This is a genomic window from Glaciecola sp. G7-5, assembly GCF_055808975.1.
In genome coordinates this window covers 2,136,085-2,155,310 of record NZ_CM147892.1, presented here as the reverse complement: position 1 = coordinate 2,155,310, position 19,226 = coordinate 2,136,085, and the positions used below count along the sequence as shown (strand labels likewise).

Here is a 19,226-nt window from a genome sequence, read left to right as displayed (position 1 = left end):
TTTTTAAGTTATCGCCCCTAAATTTTTACGACAATGACACAAAAATATCGTATCTATGAAGTAATTAGGGGCAAGCCGCTTAAGCCAGATAGCATGAACAGGAAAGCATGTTTGTTATAAACTCGTCGAAAGACTCGCCGCCATATGTAAGCCTTTTTCTAGTGCAATCTCGACATTTTCAGCACTGGCCAGTGCAACACCCATTCTTCTTCTACCTCGTACCTCAGGTTTTCCAAAGAGTCTTAACTCAGTGTCAGGAAGCGACAGCACCTCTGCCAAGTTACCAAAGCTGACATTTGCTGACTCCCCTTCGACTAATAAAGCAACAGAAACAGAAGCTTGTCTAAATCCTATTGTGGGGATGGCGAGGCCTAAAAATGCACGAGCATGCAGAGCAAATTCAGATAAATCCTGGGATATCATTGTTACCATTCCGGTATCATGCGGCCTTGGCGATACCTCACTGAAGATCACATCATCGCCTTTTATAAACAGTTCTACCCCAAATAAACCTCGACCACCTAAAGCATCTGTCACGCTGCAGGCTATTTCTTGTGCTCGTTTTAACGCTATACCGCTCATTGCTTGCGGTTGCCAACTTTCACGATAATCACCGTCTTCTTGTCGATGTCCAATGGGTTCACAGTAGCTTGTGCCCGAAATATGTCTAACCGTTAGTAAGGTTATCTCATAGTCAAAGTCGACAAAACTTTCAACAATGACCTTACCTTTCCCGGCTCTACCGCCTTCTTGTGCATATTGCCACGCTTTAGCTGCATCATCGGCTGTTTTTAACAAGCTCTGCCCTTTGCCCGACGAACTCATAATCGGCTTAACTAAACACGGATAACCAATCTCTTCAAGCGCGCTCGCAAATTCTTCTTCAGTGGCGGCAAAACGATAGTTTGATGTTGGAATGGCTAGGTCTTCAGCTACCAGGCGTCTTATGCCTTCTCGGTTCATTGTTAAATGTGCCGCTTTTGCACTGGGGACGACGCAAAAGCCGTCCGCTTCTAGCGCGAGCAGCCTATCCGTCGCGATAGCTTCTATTTCAGGCACAACATAGTTTGGGTTTTCACTGCGAATGACTTTCTCCAAAGCGTCGCCATCGAGCATTGAAATGCAATATGAACGGTCGGCAACTTGCATAGCGGGCGCGTTAGGATAGCGGTCTAATGCAATTACTTCACAGCCTAAACGTTTTAACTCTATGACAAGTTCTTTACCGAGCTCCCCTGACCCTAAGAGCAAAACTTTGGTCGCTGATGAAGAAAACGGGGTTCCTAATTCAAAGGTATTGTATTGTGCTGAAGATGGGTCTGATGACATTAGCGAAGCTTCCATTTAATAAACTCATATGCGTTCATTAAAGCATAAAATACACAGAAGGTAAGCAGGCTAATTAGATAATTATGACATAGAACAAAGTGACAAGGTTTTATTACTGTGAGTAAACTTTTCTCGCGTTTCTGACCGCTTTAGGGTGCATCATCTTTTCTAGCGCTTGCATATAGCTGTTTATTTTACGATGCAATTCGTTATTATCGGTAACGGCGTTGTATAACCAATGATATAAGTCTTCAAAATCATATGGACTACCGTAACCGTCTAAAAATAAATCGGCCAACTGCATTTGGGCAGATAAATTACCCATGGCTGCAGCTTCACGTAAGTACATAACCGCACGTTTTTTGTCTTGTTGTACAAATTGCCCCGTATTGTGATAGCGCCCGAGTTGTTCTAGTGCTGCCATAAGGCCTTGGTTGGCCGCTTCGCGCATAAAATAAATACCTTGCGCAGGATTGTTGTCAACACAAACACCCCACGCCAACATATCGCCCCATAAAAATTGGAAGGCTGGCACTTGCATGATGTCAGCTCTTGCTTCTATGTCTTCAACTATTTGGCAGCGGTCTGCCTTGATTCGGTTTAAATGTTGATTGCTATTTATTAAGCGAATGAGCTCATCTTGCGAATAAACCTGAACGGCCTCTAATTCTTGTGACTGGGCAGAGGCACTTAGCAAGGTTACGATCAAAATGGTAGGCGTAATCAATGACAACGCAAAGCGCTTTACTATCCAAGCCCAAGTTTTTAAAAATATTTGCGTTAACAGCACCATCAAAAAATCCTACCGAGTGTAACCACTATCAATATTTTAGTATCGGCACATCATGTTATTGTATGAATGCAATTGCCCACATTATAGGGAATCACAAGTGAAAGTAATAACACGGCGGAGTAAAGTACATAGTCCCAAAAAGTATAGTAAATGTGTTTCTAGTCTAGAACATTCGCTTTAGCGGTTGACTATCGCATTTATTAGTGTTTTCATCTCATATAATAAGTATTGACGCAAAAATTATCTAATTTAAGCTATAATCGCCAAATCATTCTTCAATGTTTCTCGCGTTTTTGTATTCATCGTAGATTAGACAGTTTGTTCCAACACTTATCGTTTTTCGGTCTCAACCCTAGAACCGTAAATTCTTAGCCAAGCATTTGCTTGGCTTTTTTTTGCCTCAAGTAAACGATAATCGCAAAAATACTGTAACATTTACTACATATTGGACTTTACCGAGAACGTATCCCGATGAAATATAAAGATCTACGTGACTTTATTGAGCAACTCGAAAAAATGGGTGAACTAAAACGTGTATCAATGGAAATTGATACTGATTTAGAAATGACAGAGATTGCAGACAGAACGCTCCGTGCTGGCGGCCCCGCTATTCTTTTTGAAAATGCAAAAGGACATAGAATGCCTGTGTTGGCCAATTTATTTGGGACACCTAAACGCGTCGCCTTAGGTATGGGGCAAGAGTCAGTTGAAGCACTTCGTGAAGTAGGAAAGTTGCTCGCCTTTTTGAAAGAGCCAGAACCACCGAAAGGCTTAAAAGACTTAATGAGTAAAATCCCCGTGTTTAAGCAGGTATTAAATATGCCTGCTAAAGTGGTAAAAAAAGCTCCCTGTCAACAAAATATCATTACCGGAGACGACGTTGATTTGGCTATGTTGCCGGTTCAGCGTTGTTGGCCAGGCGATGCGGCTCCACTAATTACATGGGGATTGACGGTAACGCGTGGGCCTCACAAGAAACGTCAAAATTTAGGAATATATCGCCAACAAGTCATTGCAAAAAACAAAATTATCATGCGCTGGTTATCCCATCGTGGAGGTGCATTAGACTTTAGAGAATGGTGCCAAACGCATCCTGGTGAACCTTATCCTGTTTCTGTTGCGCTAGGCGCCGATCCGGCAACCATTTTAGGTGCCGTTACACCCGTTCCTGACACGCTCTCTGAATATGCTTTTGCTGGATTATTGCGAGGCGACAAAACAGAAGTGGTTGCTTCAATATCAAACGACTTACAAGTACCCGCTTCTGCAGAGATTATTCTTGAAGGCTACATTGCACAAGATGAAATGGCGCCTGAAGGTCCATACGGCGACCACACTGGTTATTATAACGAAGTTGATGATTTCCCAGTGATGACCGTTACCCATATCACGCATCGTGACAATCCTATTTACCATTCTACTTACACCGGCCGTCCACCCGATGAACCGGCCATTTTAGGCGTTGCCTTAAACGAAGTGTTTGTCCCTATTTTGCAAAAACAATACCCCGAGATTGTGGATTTTTATTTACCACCAGAAGGCTGTTCGTATCGAATGGCTGTTGTGACCATAAAAAAACAATACCCTGGGCATGCTAAGCGAGTAATGATGGGTGTTTGGTCGTTTTTACGACAATTCATGTACACCAAATTTGTGATAGTATGTGACGACGACGTTAACGCGCGTGATTGGAATGATGTTATTTGGGCAATTACTACTCGGATGGACCCAGCTCGTGACACAACCTTAGTTGAAAATACCCCAATAGACTACTTAGACTTCGCCTCTCCGGTTTCAGGTTTAGGCTCGAAAATGGGTTTAGATGCAACCAATAAGATGCCCGGCGAAACAGACCGTGAATGGGGAACCCCAATCATCATGGATGCTGAAGTTAAACAAAAAATTGATGATATTTGGGAAACGCTCGACCTGTTATCGTAAAATGTTATAGCAGGCACAACGTTTCACTCATATATAAATAGGAACACAATGACCACTATTCACACCAGCGTGCTAAGTATAGAGCCGCTAAGCCCATTTGTACTGAAAGTTATATTAGACGCAAAAGAAAATGTAACATTTAAAGCAGGCCAATATTTACAAGTTGTTATGGGCGAAAAAGACAAACGCCCTTTTTCCATCGCTAATATGCCAAACAATGATTCTCTCATAGAGCTTCATATTGGCGCGACACCCGATAACCCCTATGCATATGAGGTCATTCAATTAGCTAAATCCTCAAAAACACTTAGTGTTGAACTTGGTCTTGGCAATGCTTTTTTGCGTAATAGTGATAAACCTGCAATTGTCGTCGCCGGTGGCACGGGCTATTCTTATGCAAAATCGATAGTACTTGATTGCCTCCACCAGCAAAAAAATAGGCCCATTACCTTGTATTGGGGCGCAAAGAAGCCGGCTGACTTATATGAAGCTGATATGTTAAACGAACTTTCTAAAGTTCATAGCAACTTCACCTTTGTACCTGTTGTAGAGTTTAAAGAAGCAATGTGGGCAGGAAAAACGGGCTTGGTACACGAAGCTGTAATTGCTGATTATCCGTCACTGAAAGACGTACAGGTTTATGTTGCAGGACGCTTTGAAATGGCAGCAGTAGTCAAGCAGGCTTTTTTACCTCTTGGCCTTGAGCAAGAGGATCTCTTTGGAGATGCATTCGCATTTTTGAAATAAATCCAATTTAAAATAAGAATCTGGGAGTTTTGTTATGCGTAATCGTTTTGTTTTGTCGTGTAAAAATAGATGTCTTAATCTGCTGCCCTGCCGTGCAGCTGCTTTGGCAACGATGACGATTATTGGTGTTTTTAGCACAAGCACTGCTCAGGCGAATGAATCTTCCCCTAGCCCACAAGACTTATACGATATTGCAGGCGCAACCTCAGCAAAGCGCATAGAACAAGACATACAAACATTGGTCGGTTTTGGGACTCGCCACACCTTATCAGAAACCGAATCAGAAACGCGCGGGATTGGCGCTGCTCGGCGCTGGATCAAGGCAGAGTTCGACAACATTTCTGCTCAATGTGGTGGTTGCTTAGAAGTGTTTTATCAATCACGTGTGATTTCTGGCGAAAAAAGAATCCCCGACGCTACAGAAGTTGTTAGTGTAATTGCAATCCAAAAAGGCATCAGCGACCCAAATAGGTTTGTTTTGATGAGCGGCGATATTGATTCACGCGTGAGTGATGTAATGGACTTTAGCAGTGATTCGCCAGGAGCCAATGATAATGCCTCGGGCGTTGCCGGCACCCTCGAAGCGGCGCGTGTCTTGAGTAAATATAAATTCCATGGAAGCGTTGTTTACGCAGCGCTCGCTGGCGAAGAGCAAGGATTATTTGGTGGCAAAATTCTGGCCGAATATGCGCGTGATAATAAGTGGCAGCTCAAAGCAGTGCTTAACAACGATATGATTGGCAACATCGAAGGTGTCAATGGCGTAATTAACAATACCACTGCGCGCATTTTTGCTGAAGGTACTAGGCAAACAGAAACGCCAGAACAAGCTAATTTACGTCGCCTTACCGGCGGCGAAGTCGACTCCCCTAGCCGAAATCTTGCACGTTACATCGACAAAATGGCTGATCAATATATAGAAAACCTCGATACCATGGTTGTTTATCGCCTTGACCGTTTTAGACGCGGAGGCCACCATCGCCCTTTTAATGATCTGGGCTTTGCTGGCGTAAGAATTATGGAAACTAACGAGAACTACACGCGTCAACACCAAGACTTGCGAACCGAAAACGGTACTGAATACGGTGACACTATTGACGGTGTCGACTTTGATTATGCAGCTAAACTCACCGCATTAAACGCGGTTTCATTGGCCGGCATGTCATGGGCGCCTAAACCACCGATAGGCGTGTCAATAAAAGGCGCGGTCGAACCATCGACCACCCTATCGTGGGAAGCATTACCTGAAGATGAAAACCCGCAACTCGCTGGCTATAAAATCTATTGGCGCTTAACTGATGCGCCTCAATGGCAATTTAGCCGTGAGGTAGGCAAGGTGACTGAATTCACCTTAGAAAATGTGGTTATCGACAATTATTTCTTTGGTGTGGCGAGCGTCAGCGAAGAAGGTTTTGAAAGCCCAGTTGTTTATCCGGGCGCTGCAGGAGCGTTTGGCGAATAACGCAGCTGGATTTTGCTTTTGTTATTTCGTCAATAAAAAAATCCAATCTCGTTCATTTATCGTTTAAAGTAAGCAAGCACTGTTGCGTCTACGCAACCTTCACTACATGACGTTTGACGAGGTTCTATTGAGCACTAGCAATACAATTACCCGATACTATTTAGAAAGCATGCTGGCCACACTAATAATAGTGGCCACATGCTTTGCTTTTTCTACCCACGCTAACACAAAACAATTAGCCTTAGTTGGTAACGTTGTACCTACCCTGATAGACAAAGCGCCCTATCCCGCGCGAGCCAATACCATTGTGAATAAGGTCTTACAAAACTATTCTGTGAATATTGATGTGACCACACAAGCATGGTCTGGAAGCGGCCTGCGAAATGGGAAATACATAGGATTTATTGACCACTATTCGTTGAACGTACAACGAGCCGAATATCTGTATTCTGAACCCTATTTAACATTGCCTTTGCATATAGCATCTAGACGCGCAAAAGCTATCGACGCCAATAGACTTGATAAAGTATATAGAATGACCTTGGGCATAGAAAATAGGTTTGCTAACACAGACATGCTAAGAGCCGAACGGTCGGTAAGATGGGCACGTACACCTGATTTTTTGGTCAATATAAAACAGCTCGCAGAGCGCCGGGTTGAATACATCATTGCAGATAAGTTTATGCTCGAAGCTTTCGACAATTTGTTAAACCATAGTAAAGGTGAAAAACTTTTCTTATCTAGTGAAGCCCTTTACCAGGTTGAGCTGCGTTTAGCGATTAAAAAAGATACTCCCGATGCACAAAAAATTATTGATGAATTCAATACCTCGCTGGCGGCACTTAAACGTTCAGGCGAGCTAGATAGACTATTAGCAGCAGACACCTTTGAAGGGGTAACATTAGACGAGGCACTATACGAAGAAATCGTCAGGAAGTGGTAATATTTGAAATGTTTTTAGTTGTGTCTGGGTCTATGGTGTATCAATAAGTCTTTTCTAGGATGATGAATACATGAACAAGCTACTTATCAAAGTCGTCGCCATTATAGCGGTAGTTGCTTTGGTATATTTTGGAAACAAAGGGGTACAAAGCTATTTAGGAAAACAAGCTGTTGCAGAACTTTCCTTCACTATTCATAGTCTTGAACAGGCAAAAGTTCTCGCACAAAAAGAAGGAAAGCTTATTCTCGCTGACTATTCTGCAATCTGGTGCCCAAGTTGTCGAAAACTAAATACGCAGGTGTTTGCAAACAGCAAGGTCGCTAGGCAGATTGACCAAGACTTAGTTTACGCTAGGCTTGATTACGATAGCAAAGAAGGTGCTGCCTTTGCCAAGACCTATGCTTTAGTTGGTTTTCCCAGAGTTTTAGTTCTTAGGCCTAATGGAGACAAGCTTACTGAAATGCCCCTCACCTTCAACCCAGCGGAATATCAAGAGAATTTACGCAAAGTAATAAATAGCCTTACGCAGTAGTGATATTTAAACACTTCTTGCCCATTAAGAAGCCACCATAAACGGCATTTTGAGAGGGAAGGTAAATCGTTTCCTGAAGCAAGTTCCCAACAAGTGGCTGATAAACTTTTGCTAAGCCTCCAGTCAAAAAAATAGGTATAGAAGGGGGTCGATGGCTGCTTAGCAATTGTGCTGCATACTGTGCACCTTCATCTAGCCATGCATCGACAATCTCACTACTGAGTTGCAAAGATAAAATTCTCGGAGCGAGTGCGCCAAAATCGCGCGCGGGGGCTTGGCCATAGCGTTCTATTATTTGACTCGTATCACTACCCAACTCGCTCGCGAGTAAAGAAAACAATTTATTTTCATCGTTTGGCGTTTCGAGTGCTTGAAGATACCAACTCACCGCTTTTTTCCCCAACCACGCACCAGAGGCGTTATCACCAAGTAAAAAACCATGACCGCCGATATGTTTTACGCTAGCGCCGATATTATCATCTCTGCAAGCTTCGCTATCAAAGATTGCTAAACAAGACCCTGTACCAATAACAAACAAGGCGCACGACTGTCCCTCATTCGCCGCCAAACAAGCAGCATAGACATCAGTATTGAGTGCTGCACCACCAAAATCATGCTGCCATTGCTTAAATTGTCGTTTTATAGAATCAACACCACCCCCGGCGCAACCAACACTTAAAAAGCAATCTCGTTTTAAAATAACACTTTTATGTTGAACCTGATAATTGCGCAGTAAAATGTCACAGCATTGCTCAATCGCCTGAATTGCGCCCGCAAAATTTGCATACAAATTTGCCGGGCCGGTCATCGCGCTCGCAACTAACTCCCCTTGTAGAGTAAACAATCCCGCTTCACATTTTGTGCCGCCACCATCGATACTAATAATCCACATAACTGCATTCTCTTTATAAATAGGCTTTGACAAACCCGTCGCTAGCGTTCCTATAATAAGCCAAATCCTACAAACAACCCATATTTAGTTGGATCTTACTTATGAAACATTTTGCAAAATACCTTTGCGTACTTTTATGTTTAGCTTTTGCTATTCAGGCTTGCAATCAGCGTAAAGAAACATTGAATGCCTCAAGAGCGGTCACACAGCAAAACCAAGAAAAAAATCACTTTTACGAGTTCACCATGAATGCAACCCCTTTTTTACCGCAAGATCAAAGCACAAAAAATATTGCCTGTAGATTGCCAGAGGCAAGTTCTAGCACTCACACTAACAGCAATGATGTGAATTATGCCAACTATGGCTGGGAAAAACGAATTTCTCACGATTGGACATTTTTTACTTCCCCCGCTCAAGAAGGTCGGATATTGCTGATTGACATAAAGCAGCAAAACGCTTCAATGGCTTATCGCTATTTAGCCAATGACAATACGCAAAACGACTTATACGAGCCTTGGAGTTCGTCAAAGATCTTCGCCTTTACCGGCGCAATTGCGCAACTGCGTAAGCAACATCCGTCAATAGAAAGTTATCCCAAACTAACTCATGGCATGGTAGGAGAACACCATATTGCCGATATGATAACAAGTATTAATAGCTATGAGGCATTTTCTAAAGCTGACGGAAACAGTAATGCCATGGCAAGCTTTTTTGCAAATTTAGCTACTCGTGATTATTTAACTAGCTTATTCTATGACGAATGGTTGAAACTAAGTACACCGCACATTTATTTTAGAGGCGCCTATGGTCCAATCGCGTTTAGCCCAAAAGCCGCTACCTGGCGAAGCCGCGAGGGAGATAAAGAATTTGCTTTAACTATGAATAATGAGGCGGCCAAAGACCCAGGCTATTTGCCCTATAGGTGCCAAGATTGTGGCTTAACAGGTAACAAACCCATGAGCACCTTAGCACAAGCGGAGTGGCTAAAACGCCTAGCAATGCATTCGCTCGATGCACAAACCGCACACCCTTATTTAGTTGTTGATGATGTCGAAACGCTATTTTATGGAAGCGGTCATAGTCAAGAGCCATCGAAATTTGCCGGGATGACCTTGGGTATTTCAACAATGCTCCAACAAGCCATTGCCAAAACAATCGATGGAAACAATGCTGATATTACACCCACCCACGCCAAGAAAGTATTAGACCAAGCAAGCAAAGGACAGTGGCGGGTTTTCCAGAAAATTGGATGGGGACCAAGTGAAACACGTTCAACAACCGAAAATGTGGTTCTTGCTTACGTATGTTTGCCGCACTATCGGGGTGGGAGAGCATTTGTTGTTGCCGCCCAAGTAGCGGTCGAAGACGCTAAAGATGAGAACCTAGCCTTTGCAGGCCTAAAAATGCAAGCACTACTAGATAACGCAATGAAGGAGTATTTGCACGCTTTTTGAATTAGCTGATCGCAAACTTTATATCAGTGATGAGATCAGTACTATCGACCTCAAGTGGTGAGTTTACATATACCTCAAAAGGATGATGGTAAGCACATTTACAGCTAAGCTCTAAGCAGTACTGCTAGGCTTCTGGCAAATAACGCCGCGGTACTCGCTGCGATATACGGGTCATCAGTTCGTACCCAATCGTACCTATATGCTCAGCTACATCGTTTATTGCTAAGTCTTTGCCCCACAATTGAACTGTATCGCCGACCGCTACTTCCTCTAAGTCTGTTACATCAAAGGTCAACATATCCATTGATACACGACCAACTAAAGGAATACGACGTCCATTACACCAAGCTGGTGTACTTGTTGGAGCGTGGCGAGGGTAGCCATCAGCATAACCTAGCGCTACGGTCGCAATTTTCGACTCTCGCGCCGCTCGCCAAGTGCTACCATAGCCCACGGCATCTCCTTTGGGTATAGTTCTCAGACTCATGATAGATGACTCCAGGCTCATGACGGCTTGCAAGTTTATTGGATTGTCATCTGCTTGAAATGGCGTTGAACCATACATCGCAATACCCAAGCGCACATAGTCTCGCCTCGCTTGCGCAAAACGAATATTGCCGGCTGAGTTGGCAATACAAAGAGGTAAATTGGCTTTTTGTGCGGCACTTAGAAATCTATCTATTTGTGCAATAGCATCACCTTGACGCGGTTCATCAGCATTAGCCAAATGAGTAACTAATGCAGTATTGGAATTAACTATTGCTTTGTATGTTGTCAATAGGTTTTGTAGTTGATTTAAGGGCAGACCAAGCCTGTGCATACCCGAATCAAATTTTAGCCAAGCATTATTGTGCTGTGAAAAAGCGGCATTGTTTTGGAGGTATTTTTGATAAGCTTTTAATTGCCACTCACTATGTAGCATCCAAATGAGCGGCGTTTGGCTCTTGTGCGCAAACTCACCTTCTTCGTGTGGACCTTGTAAGATCAAGATTGGTTTTGTAATACCCGCTGTCGATAACTCAAGCGCTTCCTCCAAAAATGCTACGGCTAAGACATCAACTTTAGATTCAATGGAGCGTGCGACTTCAACGGCACCATTACCATACGCATTTGCCTTTACTACCGCGACAATGTTACTCCCTTGAGCCAGACTAATAAGTATATCTAGGTTCTCATGCAGAGCCTTCAGGTCTATATTCGCTAGGGTTTTACGACTCACATTTTTCTCCAAACCTGTTTTGTTTAAGGATACATATTCGCGTGCACATGGTGTTGTAAAGGTTTGATTATTCCCCGCACAAGCATAAAGCGACTTAACTAGCTACGTAGTTTAGCGTAATATTGACTTATAGATAATTCCTATTTACTGTTTCATCTTCAATTAGATTGCAAGCACAGGCACGATTGACGTTACCCAAAGCCTAGTAAAACTCATCGTGGCAGAATATATAAATAATTATAAGGAATCATGGATGTTAGTCGTTACGTGTAAGTCCACTTCAAAGCTCACTTCGCATAAGCTTGCCACCCTAACCTCAAAGCAGCATTCGTCTAATGATTGATCAGTTTTCAATTATAGATTGGACGGTATTTGTCGCTTATGCGCTGCTTTTAGTCGTCACTGGGATTTGGTTTAACCGCAAGGCGCAATCAAGCAAAGACTATTTTTTAGCTGGAAATCAAATGCCGGTATGGTTGGTGGGCGTATCGGTGCTGGCTACGTCACAATCTGCAGCGACATTTTTAGGTGGGCCTGACCAAGGTTATCGCGGTGATTTAACATATTTGGCGACAAATATTGCGGGATTTATCGCGGCTGGCTTCGTAGCTTATTTTTTACTGCCAAAATTTTATCAATTCAAAGTATTTACTGTGTATGAATTACTCGCTCAACGATTTGGCGAAAAATCGAAATACCAAGCAGGCTCTGTTTATTTACTCGGTAGACTTTTTGCAAGTGGTGCCCGGCTTTACATGGCGGCTATAGCGGTTGCGATGATTTTATTTGGCAATATTGAAGCGACTAATGTAGTGATGTCTATTGTTCTAATCGCCACCGTCGGCTTTGCATACACTATGTATGGTGGCGTGCGTAGTGTTATTTATAGTGATGTCATTCAGGCTATCGTTTATGTAAGTGCTGCGTTGTTAGTACTCGCTTATTTGTTTATCAGTATCCCTGCTGACTTCAGTACAATATGGGCAGTATTGGCCGCCCCTGGTGATGGTCAATCGTCTAAACTGACACTGTTAAATTTCACTACTGACTTAGGCGGTGCTGGCGTATTTAGTTTTTGGTCGATAGTCACCGGCTTTGTTTTACTCAACATTGCGGCTTTTGGCTTAGACCAAGATGTTACCCAGCGCATGCTAACTTGCAAAGATTCAAAAAGTGCGACGCGCGCTTTAGTTAGTTCTATTTTTATGGGCATACCTGTTGTGCTTATATTTGTATGTATTGGACTGCTCCTCTTTGTTTATTATCAACGCCCAGATTTGATGCACACAGGTAAAGAAGGTGCCCCCACACCAGAGTTTGTTGGTCAAACGGTAACCATCTTTATGTACTATGTACTTACTGATTTACCTAATGGGATTAAAGCCATAGTAACAATAGGTATTGTGGCGGCTGCACTATCTACTTTAAATTCAGGATTAAACAGTATGTCCTCTGTTGCAGTGCAAGATTTATATCGCGGCTTTTACTGTGGTCTAATCAAGAAAGTCACGCCCAGTGAAGCGTCCCTTGTTAGAGCAGGACGCATTAGCATGGGGATAGTTGCTATATTATTGAGCGCCATGGCTGGCCTTTGTTATTATTGGCAGCAGTATACTGATACCCCCCTACTCGCCTTTGCATTAAGCGTCATGGTTTTTTCTTATAGCGGTTTATTAGGTATTTATTTTACTGCATTATTTACTAAACGCGGATCTGCAGGCTCTATACTTGCGGCGCTTATCATAGGGTTTTCAATTCCGGTGCTTATGCAGCCATACATACAAACCTTATATTTACCTGAAACTTGGCAGTTTAGTTTGAACTTCTCCTATCAATTGCTTATTTCTACAGGGGTTGCCACCTTAGTTTGTTGCCTTGGAAGTACTAAAAATGCGCGTGCTTTTGCCCGTGAGGAAGCATAAATGACTCAATCTCCATCAGATGCAACATCAAGCACTCAGACTCTCATTGCGCAACTCGATACCCTAGTATCGGAAGGTCGCAATCCTGAAACAATGGAAATTGATACACTTAATACCCTTGATTTGCTCAAGGTCATTAACCAAGAAGACCAAAAAGTGGCGTTAGCCGTTGAGAAGACCTTGCCCAGTATTAGCAGTGCGGTCGACTTTGCGCTAAGCAGTATTCAAAATGGTGGGCGTTTGATCTACATAGGTGCAGGTACAAGTGGGCGCTTAGGTATACTTGACGCCGTTGAATGCAGACCTACCTTTAGTGTCAGTGATGACTTGGTTATTGGCATTATCGCCGGGGGAGAAAAAGCCCTTATGCATGCTGTAGAAGGCGCAGAAGACAGTGAACAAGCAGGTATCAAAGACCTTAAGGATGTTGCCCTTTCAAGTAAAGATACTGTAGTTGGGATTGCCGCTAGCGGACGCACTCCTTATGTAATAAGTGCATTGGCTTACGCTAAGTCACTTGGCTGTAAAACCGTAAGTGTCGTTTGCAATCCAACATCACCGATGCTCGACATGACTGACGCTAGCATATGCGCTGAGGTAGGACCTGAGTGTTTAACAGGTTCTACACGAATGAAATCAGGGACCGCTCAAAAAATTATTTTAAATATGTTGAGCACAGCTACCATGATTAAACTTGGCAAAGTCTACGAGAATTTAATGGTAGATGTGAATGCAAGCAACGAAAAGCTACGTGCCAGAGCAATCCGAATTGTAATGCAAGCTACACAGTGTACTTTGCAAGTTGCACAACGCTCTTTAGAACAAGCTGATAACAGTGCCAAAGTAGCCATTTTGATGATTTTGAGTGGTCAAGATGCTCCAAGCGCAAAGGCAATACTCACAAGTAAACAAGGACATTTACGAAATTCCATTGAAGAACCCTTTGCAGATTAACAACAAGAGGCTCAAGGTCTTATGAATGCGCACCCTCAAAAATATCTCCCAAAAAGTCTTTTAATTGCGCTTTATTGCTTAATAACAATGGCTTGCAGTACAGGGAACAAAGAAAACCCTCGCACTATAGAAACTGCAAGTGAACTTCCACAACTTATCCTGGGCGCTGAAAATACCCAGGCTTACTTACCAGCGCTAAAAGGAAAACGGGTAGGTCTGGTGGTAAATCAAACTTCTATGTTGTTTACTACACCTTCAAAGGGGCCAACACAGGCCCAGCACTTAGTTGATTTTCTGCTTACAAATAAAGTAAATGTGATAGTGATGTTTGCACCCGAGCACGGCGTACGAGGGAATAAAGGCGCAGGCGAACACATCGATAGCGGCAGAGATGCAGAGACGCTCATCCCTATTCAGTCAATTTACGGTCCAAATAAAACACCACCTAGCGATCTTATGCTAAGCCTCGATACTATTATTTTTGACATCCAAGATGTAGGTGCTCGTTTCTATACCTATATCAGTTCCATGCACTACATGATGGAGGCGGCCGCTGAGCATAATGTAGAGTTTATTGTCTTAGACCGACCTAATCCAAATGGCGAATTTATAGATGGGCCCGTCTTGGATATGGATTTTCAGTCATTCGTTGGTATGCACCCCATCCCTGTGCTTCATGGATTGACCGTAGGTGAACTCGCCCAAATGATAAAAGGCGAGAAGTGGATTGCGAATGCTGACAAGCTAAATTTAAATGTAGTGAGCATGCTTGGCTATCATAAATCCATGAAATACGAACTGCCAATCGCACCCAGCCCCAACTTACCGAACTACCAAGCCATTCGACTTTATCCTTCACTGTGCTTTTTTGAGCCTAGCGCAGTCAGTATAGGAAGAGGAACTGACTTTGCTTTTCAGGTGACCGGTCACGATGAGGTTCGATTGGGAGACTTTTCTTTTACCCCCGTGTCGAAACCCTACGCCGCACCTAAGCCAAAATTAATGAATACGCAAGTATACGGACTAGACTTACAACATAGTAATATACAAGGCCTGGATTTACGCTTATTTATTGAATATTATCAAGCATTTAAGAAACAAGATAAGCGGTTTTTTAGCTCCCCTAGCTTTATGGATAAGCTAGCCGGTACCGACCAGTTGAGAAAAGCGATTGAAGCGGGACATTCCATAGATGAGATTCGAGGCAGTTGGCAAGCAGACTTAAGCCAATACAAGGTAAAACGCAGACCTTATTTGCTTTACGAGGAATAAAATTACAATTACGCTCCTTTTACATTTTAGAATGAAAGCCGCGAGCTAGTCTTCACTGCTTGAGACTCATGTCATAATTGGGTATGTTTAGCACATCATTTTTTTACTCGATATATCTATGCCCGCAGCCTCAACTATTTCTCGTTTTTTAGCTAACTTAAACAAAAGCCATTTAGTGCAAGCAGATATCGCGCCCATTATTGAGTGCTTAAAAGACCATCCAAAGGTAGATGTTCAGCTAGTAGGGCATTCCTTTGAACAACGCCCTTTGCAGCTTTTAAGCTTGGGAAATGGACCACTCGTCATATTTGCATGGACCCAAATGCATGGCAATGAAGCAACAGCAACAGCTGCAGTGTTTGACCTAATAGACAGCTTATTGTCAAACAACAATGGCGGCCTTGCGGGCTGGGAGAGTGCATTTACATTGCATATTCTACCTATGCTAAACCCTGATGGCGCTCAACGCTGCATTCGACAAAACGCACAAGCCATCGATATAAATCGTGATGCACGCGAATTACAAAGTCCTGAAGGCAAGCTGCTCATGACGATGGTCGAACAACTCGCGCCAGATATTGGATTTAATTTGCATGACCAATCACCCTATTATCAATGTGGCGCCAACACCAATCCTGCCACAATTGCATTCTTAGCACCTGCTTTTGATGAGAGTAAAACAATAGATGGCGCGCGCAAACGTGCAATGCTCCTTATTGCCCACATGAACAAGGCCATTCAAGCACATATTCCTAATTGTGTCGCAAGATACGATGACACCTACTCAACACGTTCGTTTGGTGACAATATCGCCGCCAAAAAAGTCAGTACTATACTAATCGAGTCAGGCGCTGCTAGAAACGATAATAATCGTCAAATCGCGCGGGAAATGAATGTTCGGGCAATGCTATGTGCATTTGAGTACCTGCTACAAAACAGCAATAAAGAAACTAGTGGCCTTGATAGCTTGTCGATCGATGACTACTTTGCGATCCCCGAAAATGTATCTGAAACTTTATCTAGCTTAGTTATTCGGCGTCTATCATTCAACGGGAAGCAGAGTTACACAGCAGGTATTAGCATCAAACAAACTGCCCGCTATTCAGACAAATTTATAATTGATTTTGTGGGTGATTTACATACCCAAGCAGGCTTAGTTGAGTTTGACGCACAAGGTATGCAATTTGTGCAAGGAAAAGTGTTTAGCGCAAGTGAATCACTGTGCTTGACTGCAGATAAGTACATTGAGCTGCTGCGCCAAGGCTATTTGTATTTCGATGATCCAGAAAACTATATAGACAAAGAGACCAGCCTAGATGTTTGTCTAATGGCGAAGCCCTTGCATGAAGAAAATAGTTTTGTTCTACAACAAGAGGCTTATTGTTTATTCGCGAAAAAAGATGCACCAAACGAAGTACTATTTGCTCTACTCAATGGCAAGCTATTATCGTTGAGCTGAGTTATATGTACTTATTGCTCGGCTGTATCAGAGGGAACTTCTTTATGCAGCTTTAGTTCAGGTAAGTGTTCAATTACTTCAGAAGACAAACTAACAGGTAAACTACCAAGCGCTTTTTGTTGACCTGTGATCACCTTAACAATGCTTTCAAATGCGGGGCTATATAACTTGTCTTGCGATGAAGCATTTTTATTTTCTGCACCGATGATCGTCTCATCAAGGACCATTGTAGCATCGCGAGATATCGCCACTTGATAGTCGTAACTGGCAAAAATACCATTATATAAGGCTAGATCCTCCAACGAAATATAAGGAGAACGCATTTTGATTAGTACTCGCGGTTTGTTTAGTGCTTTTGCACTTGCAAGCAGTATATTCAGTTGTCTTTGCTGCTCATGCATGTCTTTGCGCTCATCAGCTGTAATATTTTCGTGGGCTGAGCTTTCATAAAAGGCTAGTTGTGGTGACACATCCCCCACTACGATAGCATCAATTCCATCGATACTTTCTTTATTAGGTATTCTTTGACTAAGCATACTCACGCAGCTAATCGTCGTATTTTCACTTAATTTTTGCCAATAAACTGTAAATGCTTCACACCTGAGTTTATCAGGCATAAGAGCCAACAGTTTTTGTTCAGCCGATAATGGCGATTGCAATTGCTTTATTTTGGTAAACGAAGCCCTTGATAAGGCTTCAGCAAGCGATTTGTTTGCGTCTTGGTATAAAGGGTTTTTTAGCTTTGCTAATTTTTCTTCAAGAGGAAGAAGTGCGCGCTTCGCTAAATTGCGCTTCGCTTTATGCTTGAGTATACGATTGTAAGATGCGTCAACCAAAGCCCGCAAATCATTATCTTGTGAAATAAAAATAGTCAGCTCGTTTAGCCAATCCAAAAAACCTATTGCGTCTTCAGGTGAGCTGATATGGTATGGCATAAGTGTTATATCTGCACCTGCACTAAAGGATTGGATAACTGCGTCAATAGGTGACAAATACTGGGTAATCGATTTCATGTCTAAGGCATCGGTCACAATGAGGCCATCGTAGGCATATTCATCGCGTAAAATACCGGTTAATATTTTTTTAGATAAAGTTGCAGGCACTACTGTTTCTGTGGATTCGCTTTCATTCTTGGTATTGGCCCCCTTGGTATTGTTGTAATTGGCAAATGGGGTGTTGTCTAGTTCAGGATATTGTATGTGAGCGGTCATAATCATGTCGGGACGCGAACTATGATTAGCAATAACACTTCGAAAAGGATATAGGTCAATTTTATTGATCATTTCACGGCTATGTTCAACACGCGGCAAGCCTACGTGGCTGTCTATATGCGTATCGCCATGCCCAGGAAAGTGTTTGGCCGCTACCGCAATATCTTTCGCCTGCATCGCTTTTATTGCACTTGCACCAAGTTCTGCGACAAGTTTGGGAAATTGAGCATAGGCGCGTACATTTATAATGGGGTTTTGTGGATTATTATTGACGTCCAGTACCGGCGCAAAATTCACATTGATCCCCAACATGTTCAAATGTTCCGCTATTGCTGTCGCACTTGCGCTTGCAAAAATATTCTTATGTTCTTTTGCCGTAGCTCCAATTGCCATGTTGCCGGCAAAACCTAAAAAAGCATCTTGAGGCAGTCGCGAAACACGCCCGCCTTCTTGATCAATTCCAATGTACAAGGGCTGATATGAATTGCGTTGTGGCTTTGCCGATTTTGGATCTGCCGGGTTTGCGCTGAGCATAGCATCTTTCAGTGATTGCGGTATTTGTGAAGTCTGAAGTTGATGCACAAGCTCAACAATCTGCTTCGGACTTGCTAAGTTTTCTGAAAACAAAATGACGCCACCAACTTTAGATTGTGACAGCATAAATGCGAGTTCATCTGGCAATTCAAGCAGAGGTTCTTGACAATATCCTTGGGCTTTAGGAACGCAATAGTAACGTAAATCTAAAAAAGCTTTTGTGCGATTTTCGCCCGAAGCTCTAAATCGACATTTTTAAATTGGTTTTGTAATGGAATTTGTGCAGCACTCGGCGTAGATATAGCAAGCATCGCTATAAGAATAAGTGAAATCGTCAATAACAAGCTTTTAAACGATTCGATTAGACGAGTTATCATACAAACTAAACCCTCAAATTTGATTGTGTGCATTTTTCCATTTACTTGTTCTATACTTATCATGCGCTTGTTATTTCGCCATCTTATGTGTTTATCTTGTTGTATTGTCTGTTGAAATAGATTATTTACATAGTATGACACAGAGCAAGGCCAAAATAACAATTAAAACCATAGCAAGACAGCGC

Annotated in this window: 16 protein-coding genes; 10 read left to right on the top strand and 6 right to left on the bottom strand. The window is 42.7% G+C overall.

All coding sequences use genetic code 11. From position 1 onward, the window contains the following. Nucleotides 1-114: 114 nt before the first annotated feature. On the bottom strand, nucleotides 115-1,329 hold the full coding sequence (gene purT / locus AC0L6H_RS09370) for a formate-dependent phosphoribosylglycinamide formyltransferase (RefSeq protein ID WP_473393977.1): 1,215 nt from the start codon (nucleotides 1,327-1,329) through the stop codon (nucleotides 115-117). A gap of 112 nt (nucleotides 1,330-1,441) precedes the next feature. Beyond that, nucleotides 1,442-2,122: a tetratricopeptide repeat protein gene (locus tag AC0L6H_RS09365; RefSeq protein WP_473393976.1), complete on the bottom strand. Its 681-nt coding sequence runs from the start codon at nucleotides 2,120-2,122 to the stop codon at nucleotides 1,442-1,444. A gap of 471 nt (nucleotides 2,123-2,593) precedes the next feature. On the opposite strand from AC0L6H_RS09365, the gene ubiD reads away from it, so the two are divergent. From ubiD to AC0L6H_RS09340, 5 genes are all read left to right on the top strand, one after another. Continuing rightward, a complete protein-coding gene (ubiD, locus tag AC0L6H_RS09360) occupies nucleotides 2,594-4,063 on the top strand; it encodes a 4-hydroxy-3-polyprenylbenzoate decarboxylase (protein ID WP_473393974.1) in 1,470 nt (489 codons plus the stop codon). A gap of 48 nt (nucleotides 4,064-4,111) precedes the next feature. After that, the gene (gene fre, locus AC0L6H_RS09355) at nucleotides 4,112-4,810 is read left to right on the top strand and encodes an NAD(P)H-flavin reductase (protein WP_473393973.1); all 699 of its coding nucleotides are present in this window, start codon (nucleotides 4,112-4,114) and stop codon (nucleotides 4,808-4,810) included. A gap of 112 nt (nucleotides 4,811-4,922) precedes the next feature. Beyond that, nucleotides 4,923-6,272 (top strand): M28 family metallopeptidase, encoded by a 1,350-nt coding sequence (locus AC0L6H_RS09350; RefSeq protein ID WP_473394503.1) that lies wholly within the window; start codon nucleotides 4,923-4,925, stop codon nucleotides 6,270-6,272. Between the two features lie 127 nt (nucleotides 6,273-6,399). Then, nucleotides 6,400-7,215: a substrate-binding periplasmic protein gene (locus AC0L6H_RS09345; protein WP_473393971.1), complete on the top strand. Its 816-nt coding sequence runs from the start codon at nucleotides 6,400-6,402 to the stop codon at nucleotides 7,213-7,215. 70 nt (nucleotides 7,216-7,285) lie between these two features. Further along, the gene (locus tag AC0L6H_RS09340; protein WP_473393970.1) at nucleotides 7,286-7,747 is read left to right on the top strand and encodes a thioredoxin family protein; all 462 of its coding nucleotides are present in this window, start codon (nucleotides 7,286-7,288) and stop codon (nucleotides 7,745-7,747) included. On the opposite strand, the gene AC0L6H_RS09335 is transcribed toward AC0L6H_RS09340, so the two are convergent. Further along, nucleotides 7,737-8,672 (bottom strand): glucosamine kinase nucleotide-binding domain-containing protein, encoded by a 936-nt coding sequence (locus AC0L6H_RS09335; protein ID WP_473393969.1) that lies wholly within the window; start codon nucleotides 8,670-8,672, stop codon nucleotides 7,737-7,739. The two genes, AC0L6H_RS09340 and AC0L6H_RS09335, sit on opposite strands and share 11 nt — an antisense overlap. A 68-nt stretch (nucleotides 8,673-8,740) precedes the next feature. On the opposite strand from AC0L6H_RS09335, the gene AC0L6H_RS09330 reads away from it, so the two are divergent. Beyond that, the gene (locus AC0L6H_RS09330; protein ID WP_473393967.1) at nucleotides 8,741-10,093 is read left to right on the top strand and encodes a hypothetical protein; all 1,353 of its coding nucleotides are present in this window, start codon (nucleotides 8,741-8,743) and stop codon (nucleotides 10,091-10,093) included. A gap of 124 nt (nucleotides 10,094-10,217) precedes the next feature. Here AC0L6H_RS09330 and alr read toward each other — a convergent pair whose 3' ends face one another. After that, entirely contained in the window at nucleotides 10,218-11,312 is a 1,095-nt protein-coding gene (gene alr / locus AC0L6H_RS09325; RefSeq protein ID WP_473393966.1) for an alanine racemase, read from the bottom strand. A gap of 335 nt (nucleotides 11,313-11,647) precedes the next feature. Between alr and AC0L6H_RS09320 the strand changes: the two genes are divergently transcribed. The 4 genes from AC0L6H_RS09320 to AC0L6H_RS09305 all read left to right on the top strand — a co-directional run bounded on the left by AC0L6H_RS09320 (nucleotide 11,648) and on the right by AC0L6H_RS09305 (nucleotide 16,919). Then, the gene (locus AC0L6H_RS09320) at nucleotides 11,648-13,234 is read left to right on the top strand and encodes a sodium:solute symporter (protein ID WP_473393965.1); all 1,587 of its coding nucleotides are present in this window, start codon (nucleotides 11,648-11,650) and stop codon (nucleotides 13,232-13,234) included. Continuing rightward, the gene (murQ, locus tag AC0L6H_RS09315) at nucleotides 13,235-14,188 is read left to right on the top strand and encodes an N-acetylmuramic acid 6-phosphate etherase (RefSeq protein ID WP_473393964.1); all 954 of its coding nucleotides are present in this window, start codon (nucleotides 13,235-13,237) and stop codon (nucleotides 14,186-14,188) included. A gap of 87 nt (nucleotides 14,189-14,275) precedes the next feature. Further along, complete coding sequence (locus tag AC0L6H_RS09310; protein ID WP_473393963.1) at nucleotides 14,276-15,460, top strand: exo-beta-N-acetylmuramidase NamZ family protein; 1,185 nt, start codon at nucleotides 14,276-14,278, stop codon at nucleotides 15,458-15,460. A 118-nt stretch (nucleotides 15,461-15,578) separates the two neighbouring features. After that, complete coding sequence (locus AC0L6H_RS09305; protein WP_473393961.1) at nucleotides 15,579-16,919, top strand: M14 family zinc carboxypeptidase; 1,341 nt, start codon at nucleotides 15,579-15,581, stop codon at nucleotides 16,917-16,919. A gap of 11 nt (nucleotides 16,920-16,930) precedes the next feature. Here the strand turns inward: AC0L6H_RS09305 and AC0L6H_RS09300 are convergent, their stop codons facing one another. Both AC0L6H_RS09300 and AC0L6H_RS09295 read right to left on the bottom strand, forming a co-directional pair. Next, nucleotides 16,931-18,811 carry a glycoside hydrolase family 3 N-terminal domain-containing protein gene (locus AC0L6H_RS09300; protein ID WP_473393960.1) on the bottom strand — a complete coding sequence of 627 codons (1,881 nt, stop codon included), beginning with the start codon at nucleotides 18,809-18,811 and terminating at the stop codon, nucleotides 16,931-16,933. A 59-nt stretch (nucleotides 18,812-18,870) separates the two neighbouring features. After that, entirely contained in the window at nucleotides 18,871-19,041 is a 171-nt protein-coding gene (locus tag AC0L6H_RS09295) for a hypothetical protein (RefSeq protein WP_473393959.1), read from the bottom strand. Nucleotides 19,042-19,226 lie beyond the last annotated feature (185 nt).